Annotated in this window: 14 protein-coding genes; 7 read left to right on the top strand and 7 right to left on the bottom strand. The window is 43.8% G+C overall.

The annotated features are described in order from the left end of the window. Positions 1–6: 6 nt before the first annotated feature. The gene (locus IPM95_12875; protein MBK9330162.1) at positions 7–675 is read right to left on the bottom strand and encodes a phosphatidylserine decarboxylase family protein; all 669 of its coding nucleotides are present in this window, start codon (positions 673–675) and stop codon (positions 7–9) included. Between the two features lie 200 nt (positions 676–875). Further along, positions 876–2102 (bottom strand): ABC transporter permease, encoded by a 1227-nt coding sequence (locus IPM95_12870; GenBank protein MBK9330161.1) that lies wholly within the window; start codon positions 2100–2102, stop codon positions 876–878. A 534-nt stretch (positions 2103–2636) separates the two neighbouring features. On the opposite strand from IPM95_12870, the gene IPM95_12865 reads away from it, so the two are divergent. The 6 genes from IPM95_12865 to IPM95_12840 all read left to right on the top strand — a co-directional run bounded on the left by IPM95_12865 (position 2637) and on the right by IPM95_12840 (position 10113). After that, positions 2637–3701 carry an OmpA family protein gene (locus tag IPM95_12865; GenBank protein ID MBK9330160.1) on the top strand — a complete coding sequence of 355 codons (1065 nt, stop codon included), beginning with the start codon at positions 2637–2639 and terminating at the stop codon, positions 3699–3701. 12 nt (positions 3702–3713) lie between these two features. Then, on the top strand, positions 3714–4715 hold the full coding sequence (locus IPM95_12860) for a hypothetical protein (protein MBK9330159.1): 1002 nt from the start codon (positions 3714–3716) through the stop codon (positions 4713–4715). A 169-nt stretch (positions 4716–4884) separates the two neighbouring features. Next, positions 4885–6861 carry a DUF2075 domain-containing protein gene (locus tag IPM95_12855; GenBank protein ID MBK9330158.1) on the top strand — a complete coding sequence of 659 codons (1977 nt, stop codon included), beginning with the start codon at positions 4885–4887 and terminating at the stop codon, positions 6859–6861. Positions 6862–7138: 277 nt separating this feature from the next. Next, on the top strand, positions 7139–7360 hold the full coding sequence (locus IPM95_12850) for a hypothetical protein (protein MBK9330157.1): 222 nt from the start codon (positions 7139–7141) through the stop codon (positions 7358–7360). Further along, positions 7345–7734, top strand: a complete 390-nt coding sequence (locus IPM95_12845; protein MBK9330156.1) for a type II toxin-antitoxin system VapC family toxin — start codon at positions 7345–7347, stop codon at positions 7732–7734. Before IPM95_12850 ends, IPM95_12845 begins: the two co-directional genes overlap by 16 nt. 60 nt (positions 7735–7794) lie before the next feature. Then, positions 7795–10113 carry a UvrD-helicase domain-containing protein gene (locus tag IPM95_12840; protein MBK9330155.1) on the top strand — a complete coding sequence of 773 codons (2319 nt, stop codon included), beginning with the start codon at positions 7795–7797 and terminating at the stop codon, positions 10111–10113. 297 nt (positions 10114–10410) lie between these two features. On the opposite strand, the gene IPM95_12835 is transcribed toward IPM95_12840, so the two are convergent. Both IPM95_12835 and IPM95_12830 read right to left on the bottom strand, forming a co-directional pair. Next, positions 10411–10977: a chalcone isomerase family protein gene (locus tag IPM95_12835; protein ID MBK9330154.1), complete on the bottom strand. Its 567-nt coding sequence runs from the start codon at positions 10975–10977 to the stop codon at positions 10411–10413. A gap of 265 nt (positions 10978–11242) precedes the next feature. Continuing rightward, positions 11243–12715: a hypothetical protein gene (locus IPM95_12830; protein ID MBK9330153.1), complete on the bottom strand. Its 1473-nt coding sequence runs from the start codon at positions 12713–12715 to the stop codon at positions 11243–11245. Positions 12716–12831: 116 nt separating this feature from the next. Between IPM95_12830 and IPM95_12825 the strand changes: the two genes are divergently transcribed. Beyond that, positions 12832–13509, top strand: a complete 678-nt coding sequence (locus tag IPM95_12825) for a hypothetical protein (protein ID MBK9330152.1) — start codon at positions 12832–12834, stop codon at positions 13507–13509. Here the strand turns inward: IPM95_12825 and IPM95_12820 are convergent. From IPM95_12820 to IPM95_12810, 3 genes are read right to left on the bottom strand one after another with little or no spacing between them, the layout of a single operon-like run. Beyond that, positions 13506–14267, bottom strand: coding sequence for a tetratricopeptide repeat protein (locus IPM95_12820; protein MBK9330151.1), 762 nt, complete (start codon positions 14265–14267; stop codon positions 13506–13508). The two genes, IPM95_12825 and IPM95_12820, sit on opposite strands and share 4 nt — an antisense overlap. A gap of 2 nt (positions 14268–14269) precedes the next feature. Further along, positions 14270–16153, bottom strand: a complete 1884-nt coding sequence (locus IPM95_12815) for a protein BatD (GenBank protein ID MBK9330150.1) — start codon at positions 16151–16153, stop codon at positions 14270–14272. After that, entirely contained in the window at positions 16153–16953 is an 801-nt protein-coding gene (locus tag IPM95_12810) for a tetratricopeptide repeat protein (GenBank protein ID MBK9330149.1), read from the bottom strand. The genes IPM95_12815 and IPM95_12810 overlap by 1 nt, the downstream gene beginning before the upstream one ends. Positions 16954–16970: the final 17 nt, after the last annotated feature.

Genomic DNA, 16970 nt, shown 5'->3' with positions numbered 1-16970 from the left:
GAAAGGTCATTTCATCAACTCTCCTATGACGGTAATCCCGCCTTTCACCTTCTGGCCGAGATGGACATTGATTTTGGTATCCAATGGCAGGAATAAATCCACCCGGGAGCCGAATTTGATAAAGCCGAAATCCGCCCCCTGTTCGATGGTGTCCCCTTCTTCCAGGTAATAAACGATGCGACGCGCCACTTTTCCGGCTATCTGTCTGACCAATACATCTATCGTTCCGTTATCAATCACCAAAGATGTACGTTCATTCTCGGTGGAGGATTTCGGATGCCATGCCACCAGGTATTTCCCGTCGTGGTATTTGGAATATTTCACTTCACCTGCTATCGGAGCACGATTCACATGTACATTGCTCGGCGACATGAATACCGAAACCTGCAAACGCTTGTCTTCAAAATATTCCGGTTCAAATACTTCTTCTATCACCACAACCTTGCCGTCAGCAGGACAAATGATCTTGTCATCATCGGTGATGATATGCCTGCGCGGATTGCGGAAGAAATAGGTGACAAAACAAAATATGGAGAAGGTAAGGATAAAGACCACCCAGCTTACGGTATTGCCTGCGTGAATGATATAATTCGTAAGAAGGTTAATGAGCAGTACTACAAAAAAAACAGTCAGCACAATCTTCCATCCTTCTTTATGAATATACGTTCTTCTCATCTTTTCAATCTTTCGTTAGTAATACCAATCCAGGCATTTTTGAATCAATACCCAAAAATAAGGATATAACTCAACTACACCAATAAAACACACAAGATACATTCCAGGTTCAACGATTTGTTAACCTTCGTCAAAAAATAAACGGTATTCGTAAAATTTAACGTTGTGATTTTCTAAGCAACTGGCTATCAGGCAATAAGCTAAACAGTTTTTCCTTTTACATCGAACGCATCTCTTAATCCATTTCCTAACAGGTTGAATGCCAGCACCATTACCATAATGCAAATTCCGGGTGCCAGCGCCAGGAATGCCTTGCCGGGTGTTAATAAATAAGCCCGATGATCGTTCAGCATGGTACCCCAGCTGGGTGTAGGAGGTTTTACCCCGATACCTACAAAACTCAAACCTGCTTCTATTAAGATGGCGGATGCAAAATCCGAAGCCGCTATCACCATGATGGGGCCGATGATATTAGGCAAAATATGTTTGAGGATGATACGGACGTTGCTAAAACCCAACCCGCGCGCAGCCTGGACATACTCCATCTCCCGGACGGTGAGCACCTGCCCCCGAACGATACGCGCCACTTCCACCCACATGGATAAACCCACCGCTATAAAGATGGCAAGGAAAGAAGGGATCTTGTCACCGATGGCAAAGCGAATCGCCATGGCCAGCAGGATGGTCGGTATCGCCCAGATGACATTGATGAACCACATGATGACATTATCCACCCATCCGCGAAAGAACCCCGCTACGCTGCCCATAAAGATTCCTATCGTCAGGGAAATCAGTACCGCCACCAATCCTACGGAAAGGGATACGCGAACCCCGAACAGCAGGCGGCTCAGGATATCCCGTCCGTAGCCGTCCGTTCCCAAATGATAGGTTTGGAAAATGACTCTGTTCTGTTCAATATCCTTTTTCAGTGCTTCGATGGAAGCCGTTTTCTGTTTTTCCTCAAACGTAGTAAAGACCGCCTTATCGCCGTTGAGGACAATTTCGGGTTTTACGATGGACAATGCCTGGGTTACATCCACGACCGGCAGCACCATTTTTCGTTCGGTACGTCCCTCTCCTTCATAGGTTTGCAGCACGATATGGGCACTGTCATCAAAACGGTATGAAACAATCGGAATCATCTGGTTCGGATTATCCCTGCCGAACAACACGCGGCTGAAAAAGGAAGAAGGTTTTTCTTCCCTGTTTTTCTGCACCAACAGCATCTTCACCTGAAAGCCGGGGTTCACATTGGCGAGTTCGAGCACCTGATCATCTGCATCAGGCGTCTTGTCGGGGGCAATGCTCGGACCGATAATGGCAAGTGCCATAGCAACCACAATCACCGCCAGGCTGATGATTGCCGGCTTATTTTTCAATAAGCGGATCCATGTTTTCTTTAAAGGTGAATCATTGCCGTTCGCCATTCCACAAAAATTTTGGCTAAAGATAAGAAATGCCACGGATTATACGAATCTATTGAAAAGTGATTGCACTTATTTCATCTGAAAGAGTTCTGTTACTTTTTTTCTTAGTCAAAAAAAGTAACCAAAAAAGACAAGGCAAAACCAATTGCTCCGCTGGTTTTGCCATCCCTCGCTTCTTACATTTTACCAAATTGATTATTTTCTTTTTTTGATTTATACAGAAAGCGTCCTTTCATTTGCCAACAAGCAGAAAAATAAAGTTTAATCCAAGACAATTCAACTTCAACAGCCTCGTTTTAAACTCCGCCCAATATACACGAGTGACTCATATAATATTGCAAAAGATTTATAGTTCATAGATACACAGCAACCGCTGTGTATTTTGGAAACTCAACCTTAACGGACCAAAGGGATTATCAATTTCTGCAATTAGCTAAAACATCCCGTAAAATCCATGATTAATATCATATAGTTCTGTAACGAAAGTCACCTTCTCTGACACTGATTCATATTAATTTTACTAAAAATAAAAATATGAACTTACGAATCAGTTTTTTAAAACTGGCAGTTATATTGCCATTCTTTTTGCATGCCCAGAAGGATACAACCATCGTTTCCAAATATGATTTTATAGCCGGAGAGAAAGTGATTTTCTTCGATGACTTCACCTCCGAAAATATCGGCGACTTTCCGTTGCTTTGGAATACCACCGGGTCGGGGGAAGTGGTAACGACCAGCATTGCAGAAGGGCGCTGGTTCAAGATTACCAATGCAAGAGGCATCACTACACTGACGGATCCGTTAGCCCTTCCGGAAAATTACACGATAGAGTTCGACCTGATTCCGCAAAAGTATATGGAGAAAAACCACAACAACAAAGACTTTTCATTTTACATTACCAGTACCTCCAAACCTAAAGACCTGATGTACGGACTGGCAAGACCGGGCGATGCCGGTGTGAAATTTTCCTTCGGATTTAACAACTACTACGCTACGTATTACAGAGACGGATCGCCGGATTTAAAAGGCATGGAAGGGGTACCCAAAATGCTGGAAAACCAAAAATACCGCATTTCCATCTGGGTGCAGAAGGAAAGAATACGCCTCTACATCGGAGAAACCAAACTGTTTGACATTCCGAAAGCCATGTCAAAAAATTACAAATACAATATGATTCGTTTCGATAACGGAACACCGCTGATCAGCAATTTCAGGGTAGCCACCGGCCTGCCCGACATGCGCAGCAAACTGATAACGGAAGGTAAACTGGTCAGCTACGGCATCTATTTCGACGTGAATAAAGATGTGGTGAAACCGGAATCCGCCGGCACGCTGAAACAGATTGCGGACGTGCTGAAAGAAAATCCGGCGGTGCGCATCAAAATCGTCGGACATACCGACTCTGTCGGCGACGATGCCTCCAATCTCGATTTGTCCAAACGACGCGGTGCTGCCGTCAAGAATGCGCTGGTAAATAATTACGGCATTGATGCCGGACGTATCGAAACGGACGGCAAGGGCGAGAAAGTACCCGTGGCTCCCAATAACTGCAGCACCAATAAGGCGCTGAACCGCAGGGTGGAATTTATAAAACTCTAATAATCGTTTGATATGAAAAAATTATTGTTGCTTCCTATTACGGCATGTTCATTTCTGCTGTCGCAGGCTCAGTTCAGCCCGATGCCTCCTGAACTATTTCTGCAGCTGAACGTGCCCTCTCCTCCCAGCCTGAATGCAGTCTGCAACTCCTCAGGGCAGCAGAAAAACGACTACCGGGAGAAGATGAACAAGGTGGTGAAAGCAGCGGAAGCGCAGACAGCTTATCTTAAAAAGGATGAAAAGAAAAACGCCGCAACGATGGAACAGCAGGCCAAACAGCAGATGGCCACTCAATACGGTCTTTCCGCAGCCGATATGCAAAAATTGCAAAGCGGCAAGATGAGCAAGGAAGAGAAAAAGGCCATGGCCGATAAGATGCTGCAGCAAAGTTCCAATATTTCCATCGACGAGGTGAAGGGCGTCAGCAAGATGAACAAGGCCGAACAGACGGAATGGTCGGGGCAATATATGGCGGAACAAAAAGCCGCCGCCGATAAGAACCCGGCGCAATACCAGGCCACGCAGGCAAAAAACAAAAGCCTATTTGAACTGACGCAGGAGAAAGATATGCTGTACAGAAAGCTGAGCGCCGGGCAGGAGGCATTCGGGAAAGAATTCGGTGAGCTGGAAACCGACAAGACGGCACAGACCCTGCTGAAGGAGATAGATGGCCTCCGAACCAAATACATGAGCCTGGTGGGTGTGGACTACGGACAAGGCAAGGAAATGAACGCCCTCGCCGAGAGCATTAAGTCGAAAAAAGCCGCCTACTGTTCCATGCAGACGAAACGCTACCTGGAAATTTTGGGACGCTACCGGGCATCCGTTGAAAAGAATTTTCCGGAATACGACAGGCTGGAAGTGCTCACCAATGAAGTCAACAAGCTCACTACGGGCAGTACGGTGCAGATGATGGAAAAGGGCTTCATGAACTATCAGCAGGTAGAAGCATACCTGAAGTTCCTGAAAGACGCCTATCAATATTCCATTTACGATACCGGGCAGCCCTTTTAACGGCTTGCAGTTCGATTTTTTCCTTACACACCGATACTTCCCGAGCGGGTAGTTTTGATTATTTTTGAGGTATGGCGGATACGCACGATAATCTTTTTTAATATCCCATCAATATATCTAAATATCAATTATTATTTTTATTTTACCAACTATCTGAAAATGTTTCTTAATGCTAAACTATTATTATAAGGACTCTATATTTGATTTTCAACGCAAGACCCTAGAAGAAATAATAGGAACAATAACACTATCAAATAATTTTGATTCAACATTGAATCAAAACAAAGCTTGGGAAGAACAGATACTATTACTTAAGAAAATATTAAACAATTTTGATGGTACAATTTTATTTGAATTTTCTATACCTAGAATGGGAAAACGAGTTGATTGTCTTTTAATAATTGACAATATTGTATTTGTAATCGAATTTAAGGTTGGACAAAAAGATTTCTTAAATTATGATCTAGAGCAAGTCTGGGATTATGCTTTAGATTTAAAGAACTTTCATATGCCTAGTCATAATGTCATAATTGCACCAATTCTTGTTGCAACTGAAGCAGAAGAACCAATTATTGAAATCTCAACAACCTCTCATAATGACAATCTGCTTTTACCAATAAAATCCAATAAAAATAATTTACTTGAAGCACTAAAAAGTGCATTATTGTTTTTTGATGATAAATCCAAAATCAATTATGATGAATATATTAAAGGTAACTATGCTCCTACTCCAACTATTATTCAGGCTGCTATATCCCTTTACAACAATCATTCTGTTAAGAATATAACAAGAAGCGATGCAGAAGCAAAGAATTTATCTAAAACTACTTCTGCCATAGCAGAAATAATTGAAAAAGCGAAAATCAATAAAGAAAAGACTATTTGTTTTGTTACAGGTGTTCCTGGTGCAGGAAAAACACTTGTGGGATTGAAAGTTGCAACTTCTCATTTAGATAAAGAAAAAGGGAACACGAGTGTATACTTATCTGGTAATGCCCCATTAGTTGCAATATTGCAAGAAGCATTAACAAGAGATAAAGTTTTTAGAGAAAAGCAACTAGGAAACAGAATTACTAAAAGAGATGCTAAGCAGGCTGTCAAATCATTTATACAAATAATTCATCATTATAGAGATGCATATGTAAATAATGACAACCTGCCATATGACCACGTAGCAATCTTTGATGAAGCACAAAGAGCTTGGAACAAAGAGCAGACTGTAAGTTTTATGAAGCGAAAAAAGGGAATATCAAGTTTTGATTTTTCAGAGCCTGAATTTTTAATTTCGTGTCTTAATAGACATAATGATTGGGCTGTAATTATTTGTCTTGTTGGCGGAGGACAAGAAATAAATACTGGAGAGGCTGGTATTTCAGAATGGCTAAACGCTATTTATAATAAATTTTCAGATTGGAAAGTTTATATATCTCCAAACTTAACAGATAGTGAATATGATGCAATCAACACAATTAAAAAACTTGAAAAAAATAAACTCATTAAATTTGATGACAACTTACATTTGTCGGTTTCTATGCGTTCCTTTAGGGCTGAGAGTGTTTCATATTTTATAAAAACAATTTTAGATTTAAATACTGAAGAATCTAAAAAAACATTAGATCTTATCTCGGAAAAATATCCAATCTTTTTAACAAGGGATTTAACTGCTGCCAAAAAATGGTTGAAGGAAAAAGCTAGGGGAACAGAGCGATATGGAATAATAGCTTCATCTCAGGCACAAAGATTAAAACCACTAGCAATTGACATAAAATCTCCAATGGACCCCGTCAATTGGTTTTTAAACGAGAAAGATGATGTTAGATCATCATTCTATCTAGAAGATGTAGCCACAGAATTTCATGTTCAAGGGCTTGAGCTCGACTGGGCTTGTGTTACTTGGGATGGTGATTTAAGATACTCAAAAAATGAATGGAAGTCTTTCTCATTTAAAGGTAATAAGTGGGAGAAAATAAATAAAATTGAAAGAAAAAAATATTTAATAAATGCTTATAGAGTGCTTCTTACACGTGCTAGACAAGGAATGATAATTGTAGTTCCAGAGGGTGATATTGATGATCACACAAGAAAAACTGAATATTACAATGATACATTTAATTATTTAAAGGAAATTGGAATAAGGGTAATATAATGTCTTGTCCTGAAATAGGTTTTCAACCAACAAACCTCCTTTCCAAATCATCGCGGCAAAAAGCCAAGCATATCCCCCTCATTTTGTCGATAACTTCCCCCGAAAAAACCTTCCCTAAAAGTTATCTTTCTACCCATGCGCGAGTTAGCCGAATTTAACGAATCCTGCATGTGAACAGTGGCAAAAAAGTACAAATTCGAAATTCGCGAATTGCGAATCAGCAATTTAACCGGGGATTTTATACTTCTTTTTAATTCAAAAATCACTAAATTTGAATATGCAACTCAAAACAGTCATAGCATTTGACGAATTGGTGGAATTAGCCAAAACACTGCCAGCTGCCCAATGGACAAAACTGAAAAAAGAAGTGGAGCAAAAGAAAAAAATTAAAGCAAAAGAATTAGAACTCTTTTTATTGCAGGCGCCAACGTTCAATCAAAAACAACTGGATATTATCGCAGCCACAAGAAAAGCTATTAACCAATGGCGAACAAGATAATACTGGCAGACACTTCCATTCTTATTGATTTTTTTCGCAAAACGGATAAATCAAATTCTGTATTGCTCGGACTGGTGAAAAAAGGTTACTCCTTTAAAATTTCTGCCATCACGGAGTTTGAAATCTATTCAGGTACCAATAAAGACCAACTTACGTTCTGGAACGAATTACTGGAAAAAATAGAAGTGCTGGCTTTTGACAAAGATGTGGTAAAAGTTGCTGTTGAACTCAATAACGCACTTAAGCGAAAGAGAAAGCAAATTGACATGGCTGACCTTTTTATTGCAGCAACTGCGGTAAGTAATAAACTTCCTATTGCGACACTTAATAAAAAGCATTTTGAAAGAATAGACACGCTGAAAATTATTCCATAAGCTCATTTTGTCGATAACTTCCCCCGAAAAAACCTTCCCTAAAAGTTATCTTTGTGCTCCATGCGCGAGTTAGCCGAATTAAACGAATCCCAGTTCAATGCCGTCACCACCATACACGGTCCGGTGATGATCATTGCGGGCCCCGGCTCCGGAAAAACGCGCGTGCTGACCTTCCGCATCGCCTACCTCATCAAGAACGACGTGGACCCGTTCCGCATCATGGCGCTCACCTTCACCAACAAGGCCGCCGCCGAAATGCGCGAGCGCATCTCCCATATCGTGGGCAGCGAAGCGAAGAACCTCTACATGGGCACCTTCCACTCGGTGTTCGCCCGCATCCTGCGGGCGGAAGCGCACCGCCTGGGCTATCCCAACAACTTCACCATCTACGATCCGGACGATGCCAAAAGTTTGCTGAAATCGATCATCCGCGAAGAAGGGCTGAACGATAAGCTGTATAAACCCGCCACCGTTTACTACCGGATTTCCGGCGCGAAAAACGCCCTGATTGACGCCAAAAAATATGCGGAGAACACCGACCTCGTCTCGGATGACGAAAGCAGCGGCCGCCCGAAAATTGCGGAGCTGTTCGCCAAATACCAGGACCGCTGCTTCAAGGCGGGCGCCATGGACTTCGACGACCTGCTCCTGAAAACGTATGAGCTGCTCACCCGGTTTCCGGATGTGTTGTACAAATACCAGAAACGGTTCACGCACGTGCTCATCGACGAGTTTCAGGACACCAACAACGCACAGTATGAAATCGTGAAGCTGTTTGCCGCGCAGCATGAAAATGTCTGTGTCGTGGGCGACGACGCCCAGAGCATCTATGCCTTCCGCGGCGCCACCATCGAAAATATCCTGAACTTCGAGCGTGACTATCCGGACCTGAAAGTGTTCAAGCTCGAACAGAACTACCGCTCCACCGAACATATCGTGCAGGCGGCCAACGATATCATCAAACACAACAAGGCACAGCTGCCCAAAAAAATCTGGACCGAGCAGAAAGGCGGCGAAAAGATAAAGGTCTATAAAACCGCCAGCGATACGGATGAAGCCCGCATCGTGGCGGATTCCATTTTTGACCAGAAGATGCGCCAGCACCTCCTGCATGCCGAGTTTGCCATCCTGTACAGAACCAATGCGCAGTCGCGCTCCTTTGAGGAAGCGCTGCGCCGCCTGAACATACCGTATAAAATCTACGGCGGGCTGTCGTTCTACCAGCGAAAGGAAGTGAAGGATTTCATCGCCTACCTTCGTGTGACGGTCAATCCGAATGATGAGGAAGCGCTGAAACGCATCATCAACTATCCGGTGCGCGGCATCGGCAACACGAGCATCGACCGACTGATTGTGACCGCCAATGAATACGATCTGCCTTTGTGGCATGTGGCGGAAAAGCCGGAAATCATACAGGATATGCAGGGACGTGCGAAGCAGGCCATCCGCGATTTCAGCATCATGATCAAGAGTTTCCGTGCCATGCTGCCGACTAAAAATGCGTACGAAATCGCCGAGTATATCGGCAGACAAACCGGCATCGTGCAGGAACTGTTCAAGGACAAAACCGCCGAAGGTATTTCGCGCTATGAAAACATCCAGGAATTGCTCAACGGCATCAAGGAATATACGGTAGCGGAAAAGCCGGAATACGAAGAGGACGAAGTGCGGCCGGAGAATGACCTGGCGGCTTACCTGCAGCAGATTTCATTGCTGACGGATATGGACGATGATAAGGACGAAAACAAGGACAGGGTAAAGCTGATGACCATACACGCAGCAAAGGGACTGGAATTTACAAGCGTGTTCATCGTGGGCCTCGAGGAAAATCTTTTCCCCTCTATCATGGCTATGAATACGCGCGAAGACCTGGAGGAAGAACGCAGGCTCTTTTATGTGGCAGTCACGCGTTCCAAACGCTTCCTGACCTTGTCGTATGCGCTGACGCGTTATAAATTCGGGCAGCTGAACTATTGTGACCCCAGCCGTTTCATCGAGGAGATTGCCGACAGCAATAAAATCTTCTTCGGACAGAAAGAGAAACCCAAAGCGGAGCAGAAGCCGCTGTTCGACAATGACAGCAACAGCAAATGGTATCTGAGCAAGCAATACCAGAAGAAAGAAGAACCTGTCGTTCCGAAATACGAACCACCGAAGCATCTCACCAAAATCAAGGCGGCGGCAGGACATACCGCCTCCATCACCACGGATCTGCAGCAGCTGCAGGCCGGCATGAAAGTGCTGCACGAGAAATTCAATCAGGGAAAGGTGCTGAGCGTGGAAGGCAGCGGTGAAAACAAGATTGCTACCATCTTTTTTGAAGGGGTCGGCAACAAGAAAATCATGCTGAAGTTCGCAAAACTGCAGATTCTGGAGTGATGGCTGTTTCGTTTTGACCTGATACAACCTGCAGTCGGCAGACAGGAAAAAACAAAAAAACTGCGCAACAATGCATTCCAAGAACCGCAAAAGGGTTAGGTTTTTATTGTACGAAGAAATAGCTGTAAAATAAACGAAGCATAGCTATTCAGCATTAGCGTTTATTTTATCAGCGGTTTCTTTTTTCAACAAAGAAAAAGAAAATTTCCTCTGTACAATAAAAATGGTTTTTGGTTACTTTTTCCCATGAAAAAGTAACAACCGCTAAGAAGTGCATTAGCCGGCTAAACAGGTTGATTAGTTACCCAGTATCCCTGTCTTCAGGCCTGCATCTACCGGATCATCGCCCAGCCAGATGCCGAAGAGCGCTTTCCTGAAATCCTCCCCTTCAATGGTAGATAAAAGTTTGCCGTTCTTAAAAGACTTAACGCCCACTCCGGGAACATAATCCAGAATGAAGACATCACCTTCCTTGATTTCCTCTTTGGAAAAGATGCCGATGAAATCATCAATCTTGCCTTGCAGCGGTGCCACTTTCCCTTTCAGGGATTTCTCAAATCCTTCCTTAATGGCGGAGGACATATTGCTGCTGCTGACGACACCGGAAGTGATCTGCAAACGCGCCGCCATCTCATTATTGCTTTTCAGGATGGCTGCAGCATCTTTGCTTTTTTCTGTCAGGAAAAGTCCCATCACATACACCTTGAAAAATGCTTTCTTACGGACACCGCCGCCGTTGAGGGTTAATTCGCCGGTAGCCGTTTTCAGTTTGGCCGGCAGGGTTACATTGTTTATGGTCAGTTGAGCATGGCTTTCCGGTGCGAAGAGGAAAATCATGGTCAGGACAAAAAGAATCTTTTTCATATTACTCCGTTTTTTAGTGTTATTAAAAATAGCAATAAAGTTATAAAAATCATAACAGGCGTTCATGTATTCATGTGAAAATAAAACCCGCAGACAGCTATCATCAAAACAAATGCCAGTATCAATTCTCCGGAAATCCACCCGGTACGATTATCATCCGGGAGTACTACGAGTAGGCCGCTATTGGCTTATTCCATTTAATGTGCATTAACTGCTTCCTGCAACTCCCCTCCCGGGAGGGGACAAAGGGGTGGGTAACGAACCGTTACTTTTCCAGGCGGTTTAATCCGGCTTTGGCTTCCGCTTCGATGCTGTTGTGGTATTCATCTTTTTCCAGGTCAATCGCTTTCTGGTAATACTTCAGCGCGTCCGTTTTTTTTTGCTGCTGCTCATAGATGGATGCCAATTTAAGGCTGGCATTAGCCGCAAAATAATAGGTAAAGGCTTCGCCTTTCTGAATGGTCATGCCGTAATATCTGACAGCCTCATTCAGGTTGCCCATTTCGTGATAGATTCTGGCGGTGCGGTAATGATATTCTATCAGATCGCGGGAGCGGTTCAGTTTTTCCGGCTTTATGGCTGCCATTGTTTCCAGAGCCTTGTCAAAATAGGCGCCGTCGCACAACACCCTTGCCTTCAGCAAAACCCGGCTGGGGACTATGCCGCGCTGCGCTTCCTTTTGAGCTGACTTGTCTTCGTCGGTAGGGGTATAGGGCACTGTCAGCAGCTGCTGCATATATTTCTTATAAAGTACGGAATTATCCTGCATCAGGTAATACCATGCCAGTTTGCGGTATGCCTCCTTTTGATAGGAACGTCCTTTGTTGTGTGCAATGAATTTCTTAATGTAATCATCGGCATCGACATCCAGTCTGTTAAGCTTTGCATCTCCCAGCAGAAAATCCAGAAACGGAAACGGATAATAATCCGCGGAAGTTGGTTTTGCGGAGAGAATGGAAATCACCTTGTCATTCTTGCCGGTATGAGAGGCTACTGTAGCGGCTACGAAATGGTTCAGCAGATTGTCGCCCAGTGGAATGTCTGCACGGTCTATCATGCTCCAGGCGCCTGCTTCGTCTTTTTGGAGGTGCAGCATCAGCAAGGTGTACATGATGATGGTCTCTTCCTTGAACTGAAAATGGTCGTCTTCCAGCACGCTGTTTAACTCCTTCAACCCCTGCCCGATGGAACCTTTCAGCCCCAACAGCCTGGCTCCGAATTTATATTTATCCGGTACCGCCCCAAAAAGGGTATGCAGCAGGCCCAGGCTTTTTACGTTGGGCCTGAAATCGGGGAATTTCTTCTGATTGGCCTGCAGCATGGAATAAGCCTTCTTCACCTCAAACACCGCACTCACATATTCGCCGAACTTGATTTTGCAAAATGCCCACTGGAGATGGATATCCGCCTGGGTGTATAAATAATACGGTGACTGCTGATTTCCGTCCCGGAGCTTATCCAGGCGCATTTTTATCCTCGGTTCGATTGACTGAAACAATTTCTCATTGTCATTGACATATAGCTTTAGAAAGTCGATGTAATTTTCCAGGAAGTATGGCAGCAGGTTTTTGGGATTCGTCGCCTTTTCCTTTTCAAGCCAGTCCTGCCCCTCTTTCAGCTTTAACTTAAAAATGGCCTGATATCCTTTCTTGCAATCCGCACTGTAGTCAAAGGACTGGGCTGCAGACAAAAGCGTTGTCAGCTGGAAAATCAGGAATGCTATGAAGCATTTTCGCATGAATAAAAATAGGTATTTTATTGATGTTATTTATTCAAAAAACGTATTACCGCATGACATTAAAGATAAATACCAGCCATTTATTTAGTAAATTTCAGGCATTATAAAATAATTCTATGAGAAGGATGTTATTAGCGGCCGTTTGTTTGATCTTCTTTTCAACACTACATGCACAGGAGGATATTGTATTAGATCTTGATTCCATCAAAGATATCCGTACCACACGCTACTCGTCCGTCAATGAAGTGGGTGTGGCTATCAGCGTGGCAGGAACCAAACTTTTAAAGCTTCCTTCAGGTACGGTAAAGACCAACCTGGGAACGGAAAAACCGAGTGTTATGTTTCGTACGGTGCACGGTGCACTGATTAATCCTAAATTATTCATCGGTGCGGGACTGGGATTGGACTTCCGGCCTAACAGCCCTACCGGTGTCCGTTCCTATTTTTTCACTTTCCCGTTCTTTGCTGAATTTCGGGAGTACATACTCGAAGGCAACTTTAATATGTACTTTTCGGAAAGAGCGGGCGGCGCGGTTTATATTGATTCGTATATAAATTCCGCATTGAACCGCGGCACGTATGCCGGTGCTTTCGGCGAGTTTATGATTGGCGGCAGATATGTACCGCCGGCAAAGAGAATCGCGATCCATTTCGGGGTAGGCTACCGGTTACAGCATCTGCAGCGAAGAATAGATGTGACCGATGGAACGGGCAGCAATGTTCAGGTATTTTCGAATACGCCCGAAATCAGCATTAAACACTACGTTCCCATTACGCTGGGAATCACGTTTTAAATCAGTTCGACACTCCTGCTGTCTATCCAGCCTTCTTTGCCGTTAGATTGTCTAATCTTGAACCAGTTTTTATCCGTATCAACAATCTGCACTTTAATCCCCGGCGGAATGGAGTCTGCGGCATTCATACTTTCTACGGGTGCCTTTTTCATAAATGCATTTTCCTGCATCACGATGGCGAATTCCTTCTGCTGCTCTCTGTTATAGGCAAGCCTGGTAAAGAAAGCTAGCAATAATGTCATACATAAGGCAAAAATACCCGATTGCAGGTATCTTCTCTGGGTGGTGTAAAAATACAAGCATACCAACAACACCCCAGCCCATAACATTATCAGCATCCAAACACTCCACGTGGATGCTGATTTTTCATACACGCTGCCTTTCACCCATTTCGTTACAAAAAACTCCTTACTGAATTCCATTTTGGAAAAGAGCTTGTTGTTGGTCAGCTGTATATTCTGATTAACCGATTTGTCGTCCGGCATCCATTTTCTGGCACGCTCATAATACAATACAGCCTCCGGATATCTTTTCAGGTCGTAATACGTATTCCCCAGGTTATATAAGACATGCACATTCTTCTTATCCTGCTGTAAAATCAGCAGATACATCTTTTCCGCCTCCTCATACTGTTTGTTCTGATAGTATTTATTCGCGGAGCTGAATAAACTCTTTGCGTCAGCTGCCTTCAGCGCAGCCGGAAACAGTAACAGGATGCTCATCCAGGTCAAACAGACAATCTTATTTACACACATCACTCTCAACTGTTTTTGGCTTTTAACTGTTCCTCAATATCTACTATCAATTCCACCGATCTTGAATACGTCTGCTGCATCGCATGTTGCTGTCCGGCCGGAGAGAACAGGGACTGTTCGCAGGTATCCAGCGTTTCTACCAGGGATTGGATTTTATCAGCTGTTACGTTTCTGAAGCTCAGTCTTTCCGAAATATTCTCTTTAGAGAGTTCACTTTGCGGGATCGCCAGCTTGTCAGATAAATATTCCCACAACGCCCGTATTACCTCATTGTAGAATGCCTCTTCCTGGTGTTGCTCCAGTAATTTTTTCGCTTTCGCCATTTTCCGCAGCGCAATCCTGTTGGCTTTTTTTCTTCTCAGTGACAACAACTCACTTTCAGAATAATCCCGTTTTCGAAAGATGAATCCAAGCAGCAATATCATGAACGGAGAGACGGTAAGCATCCAGAAACGGTTGCTTCCGGCAAAATCCGAGGAAGCGGCATAGGTGGTTTTGATACCGTAAATGCTTTTGGGTCTATCCTCTTTCTCCCGCTTAAAGAAACTGATTACATTCTCGCTGATTTTTGCTTTTCCTTCCACCTCTATTTCCGTTTCCGGCAGTGTGAACCTGACATAATCACCTTTCTCCACATCAAAATAGGCAAACTCATACAACGGCAGTTTAAACTTGCCTCCATCCTGCGGAATCAGAATATATTCAAATGATTTGGAACCGGTGACCACACTGCCGTTATTACTGTAATCATCTTTGGTTTTGGGTTCAAATGCTTCAAACTCCTCCGGAAAGGCCAGTTTGGGAGCGGTAATCAATTTTAAGTTACCGGTACCGTTGTACGTAATCTTTAATTTTATCTCATCCCCTACTTTTACGTTCTTTTTATCGTATCCGGCTTCAAATGAAAACTTACCGACGGCACCGCTGAAAGCTGCCGGTTTGTTTTTTTCAGGCAAGGACTTTATATCCAGGTCAATCGCATTGCTTTTAAATTCATAATCATACGGCTCGAGCGTGGAGAAAAATCCGCCAAAGAACGGGTCAGGCACTTCCAGCAAAACGGTTCCCTGCAATTCAATGGGGTCAATAGTTATCTTTCCTGACTTAGTCGGAAACAGGGAGACACGCTTGAATTCCTGCACATAATATTTCCTGCCTCCATATACTTCTATAGGAGGCTGTTCGTTCCTGTCGGGTTCCGGCAGTTTAAATTCCTCACTCAGGAAACCATTATAACTTGGGTTTTTAGTTGCCTGCAGGGTTTGATACTGAATTCGAAAATACAGTTTATAGGAAAGGCTAACCTGATCTCCCTGATACAGTTGTGTTTTGGAAGGAATGACACGGACAAAAATATTTTTTTCCACCTCTTTACGGATATCCTCGTCACTGCTTTGCCTTCGCTGCGGTTGTGACTGACGCCTGAAAGCATCGAACGGATCCTGGTACTGCTGTGATTGCTGTGATTGTTTGGAAGGTGCCGTCACAACAATATTCACCGGATTTGACTTCATCTCGCTCCCGTTAATGACGGCGGTTGCAGGCGGAATGGTGAATTCGCCCTGACGTTTCGGTTGCAGCGTGTAGGTGTATGATACCGACTTCGACATCTTTCCGTTGATGATGGAAACATTGGTGCTTTGTGCCGGCCCATAGGTGTCAAACGCTTCAAACCGTGGCGGCGTAAATTTCTGCATATCGCCGTTTTCCACAGAATAGGTAATATCAAACGTATAATTGAGCGGAACCTCTCTGGTGTTGGCAATCGCTGTAAATTTTTGGGCAAATGCAGTACCGGCTGTCAACAACAGCAATAGAAATGCACAAAAGGCTGAACCACTGAAAAGATGGCTGTTGTTGATGTTTCTATTTCGTACACTGCTCCTCATCACCAGTCTTTCTGTACTTTTCCGCTTTGCGGTTTGCCTTTTTCCTTTGATAATTTTTGCTGTACCTTACTTTCTTCGCTGCCTATGGCATCCAGCAGTTTTTGTGCCTCCTCACTGCTCATTTGCGGCGCCTGTGCCTGCTGCTGTGGTGGAGAAGGGTTGTCCTGTGGCTGCTGTCCCTGCTGGTTTTTTTGCTGTTGGTTCTTATCGCCTCCCTTTTGCTGCTGGTTCTTGTCCTGCTTATCCTGTTGTTTCTTATCCTGCTGCTGATTTTTGCCACCACCGCCGTTGTTATTTTTCAGTTTTGCCATGGCCATCATCAGGTTGTATTTGGCATCCATGTCCTTAGGATTCAGCTTTAGAGAAGCCTTGTAAGCCTTTACGCTTTCTTCATATTTTTCCTGTTTGTACCAGGCGTTGCCGATATTGTAATGCGCTTTCGCCTTGATATCCGTATTGGTGCTCAGGCTGTAAGCGGCCTGATACAGTTCTTTTGCCTTATCCAGTTCATTTAATTTGAAGAGCGCATCACCCTGGTTGAAATTGGCACGCACATCTTTCGGTGCTTTCTGCAATGCCTTACTGTAGGACTCTGTAGCATTGTTGTATTTTTCCTTATGATACAGCTTATTTCCTTCTCTCAGCAGTTTGTTCGCAGACTGTCCTTTCGCATCATTCGCCTTTGCAATAAAAAATAAAACAACGCCAATCTTCAACAGCACTTTTATCACCGTTAAAATAATAATCAGCGTTTTGTGTTTTTTTATGAATGCTCTGATATGTTCAATCTTTTCTTTCATCTGTAAAATCGTGTCAA

Source organism: Sphingobacteriales bacterium (genome assembly GCA_016719635.1).
Taxonomy (GTDB): domain Bacteria; phylum Bacteroidota; class Bacteroidia; order Chitinophagales; family JADIYW01; genus JADJSS01.
This window is presented reverse-complemented; position numbering and strand designations above follow the sequence as displayed.

Bases quoted from the DNA above. Each gene is read 5' to 3' on its own strand.
- IPM95_12875 (MBK9330162.1), bottom strand. From the start codon at position 675: ATGAGAAGAACGTATATTCATAAAGAAGGATGGAAGATTGTGCTGACT.
- IPM95_12870 (MBK9330161.1), bottom strand. From the start codon at position 2,102: ATGGCGAACGGCAATGATTCACCTTTAAAGAAAACATGGATCCGCTTA.
- IPM95_12865 (MBK9330160.1), top strand. From the start codon at position 2,637: ATGAACTTACGAATCAGTTTTTTAAAACTGGCAGTTATATTGCCATTC.
- IPM95_12860 (MBK9330159.1), top strand. From the start codon at position 3,714: ATGAAAAAATTATTGTTGCTTCCTATTACGGCATGTTCATTTCTGCTG.
- IPM95_12855 (MBK9330158.1), top strand. From the start codon at position 4,885: ATGCTAAACTATTATTATAAGGACTCTATATTTGATTTTCAACGCAAG.
- IPM95_12850 (MBK9330157.1), top strand. From the start codon at position 7,139: ATGCAACTCAAAACAGTCATAGCATTTGACGAATTGGTGGAATTAGCC.
- IPM95_12845 (MBK9330156.1), top strand. From the start codon at position 7,345: ATGGCGAACAAGATAATACTGGCAGACACTTCCATTCTTATTGATTTT.
- IPM95_12840 (MBK9330155.1), top strand. From the start codon at position 7,795: ATGCGCGAGTTAGCCGAATTAAACGAATCCCAGTTCAATGCCGTCACC.
- IPM95_12835 (MBK9330154.1), bottom strand. From the start codon at position 10,977: ATGAAAAAGATTCTTTTTGTCCTGACCATGATTTTCCTCTTCGCACCG.
- IPM95_12830 (MBK9330153.1), bottom strand. From the start codon at position 12,715: ATGCGAAAATGCTTCATAGCATTCCTGATTTTCCAGCTGACAACGCTT.
- IPM95_12825 (MBK9330152.1), top strand. From the start codon at position 12,832: ATGAGAAGGATGTTATTAGCGGCCGTTTGTTTGATCTTCTTTTCAACA.
- IPM95_12815 (MBK9330150.1), bottom strand. From the start codon at position 16,153: ATGAGGAGCAGTGTACGAAATAGAAACATCAACAACAGCCATCTTTTC.
- IPM95_12810 (MBK9330149.1), bottom strand. From the start codon at position 16,953: ATGAAAGAAAAGATTGAACATATCAGAGCATTCATAAAAAAACACAAA.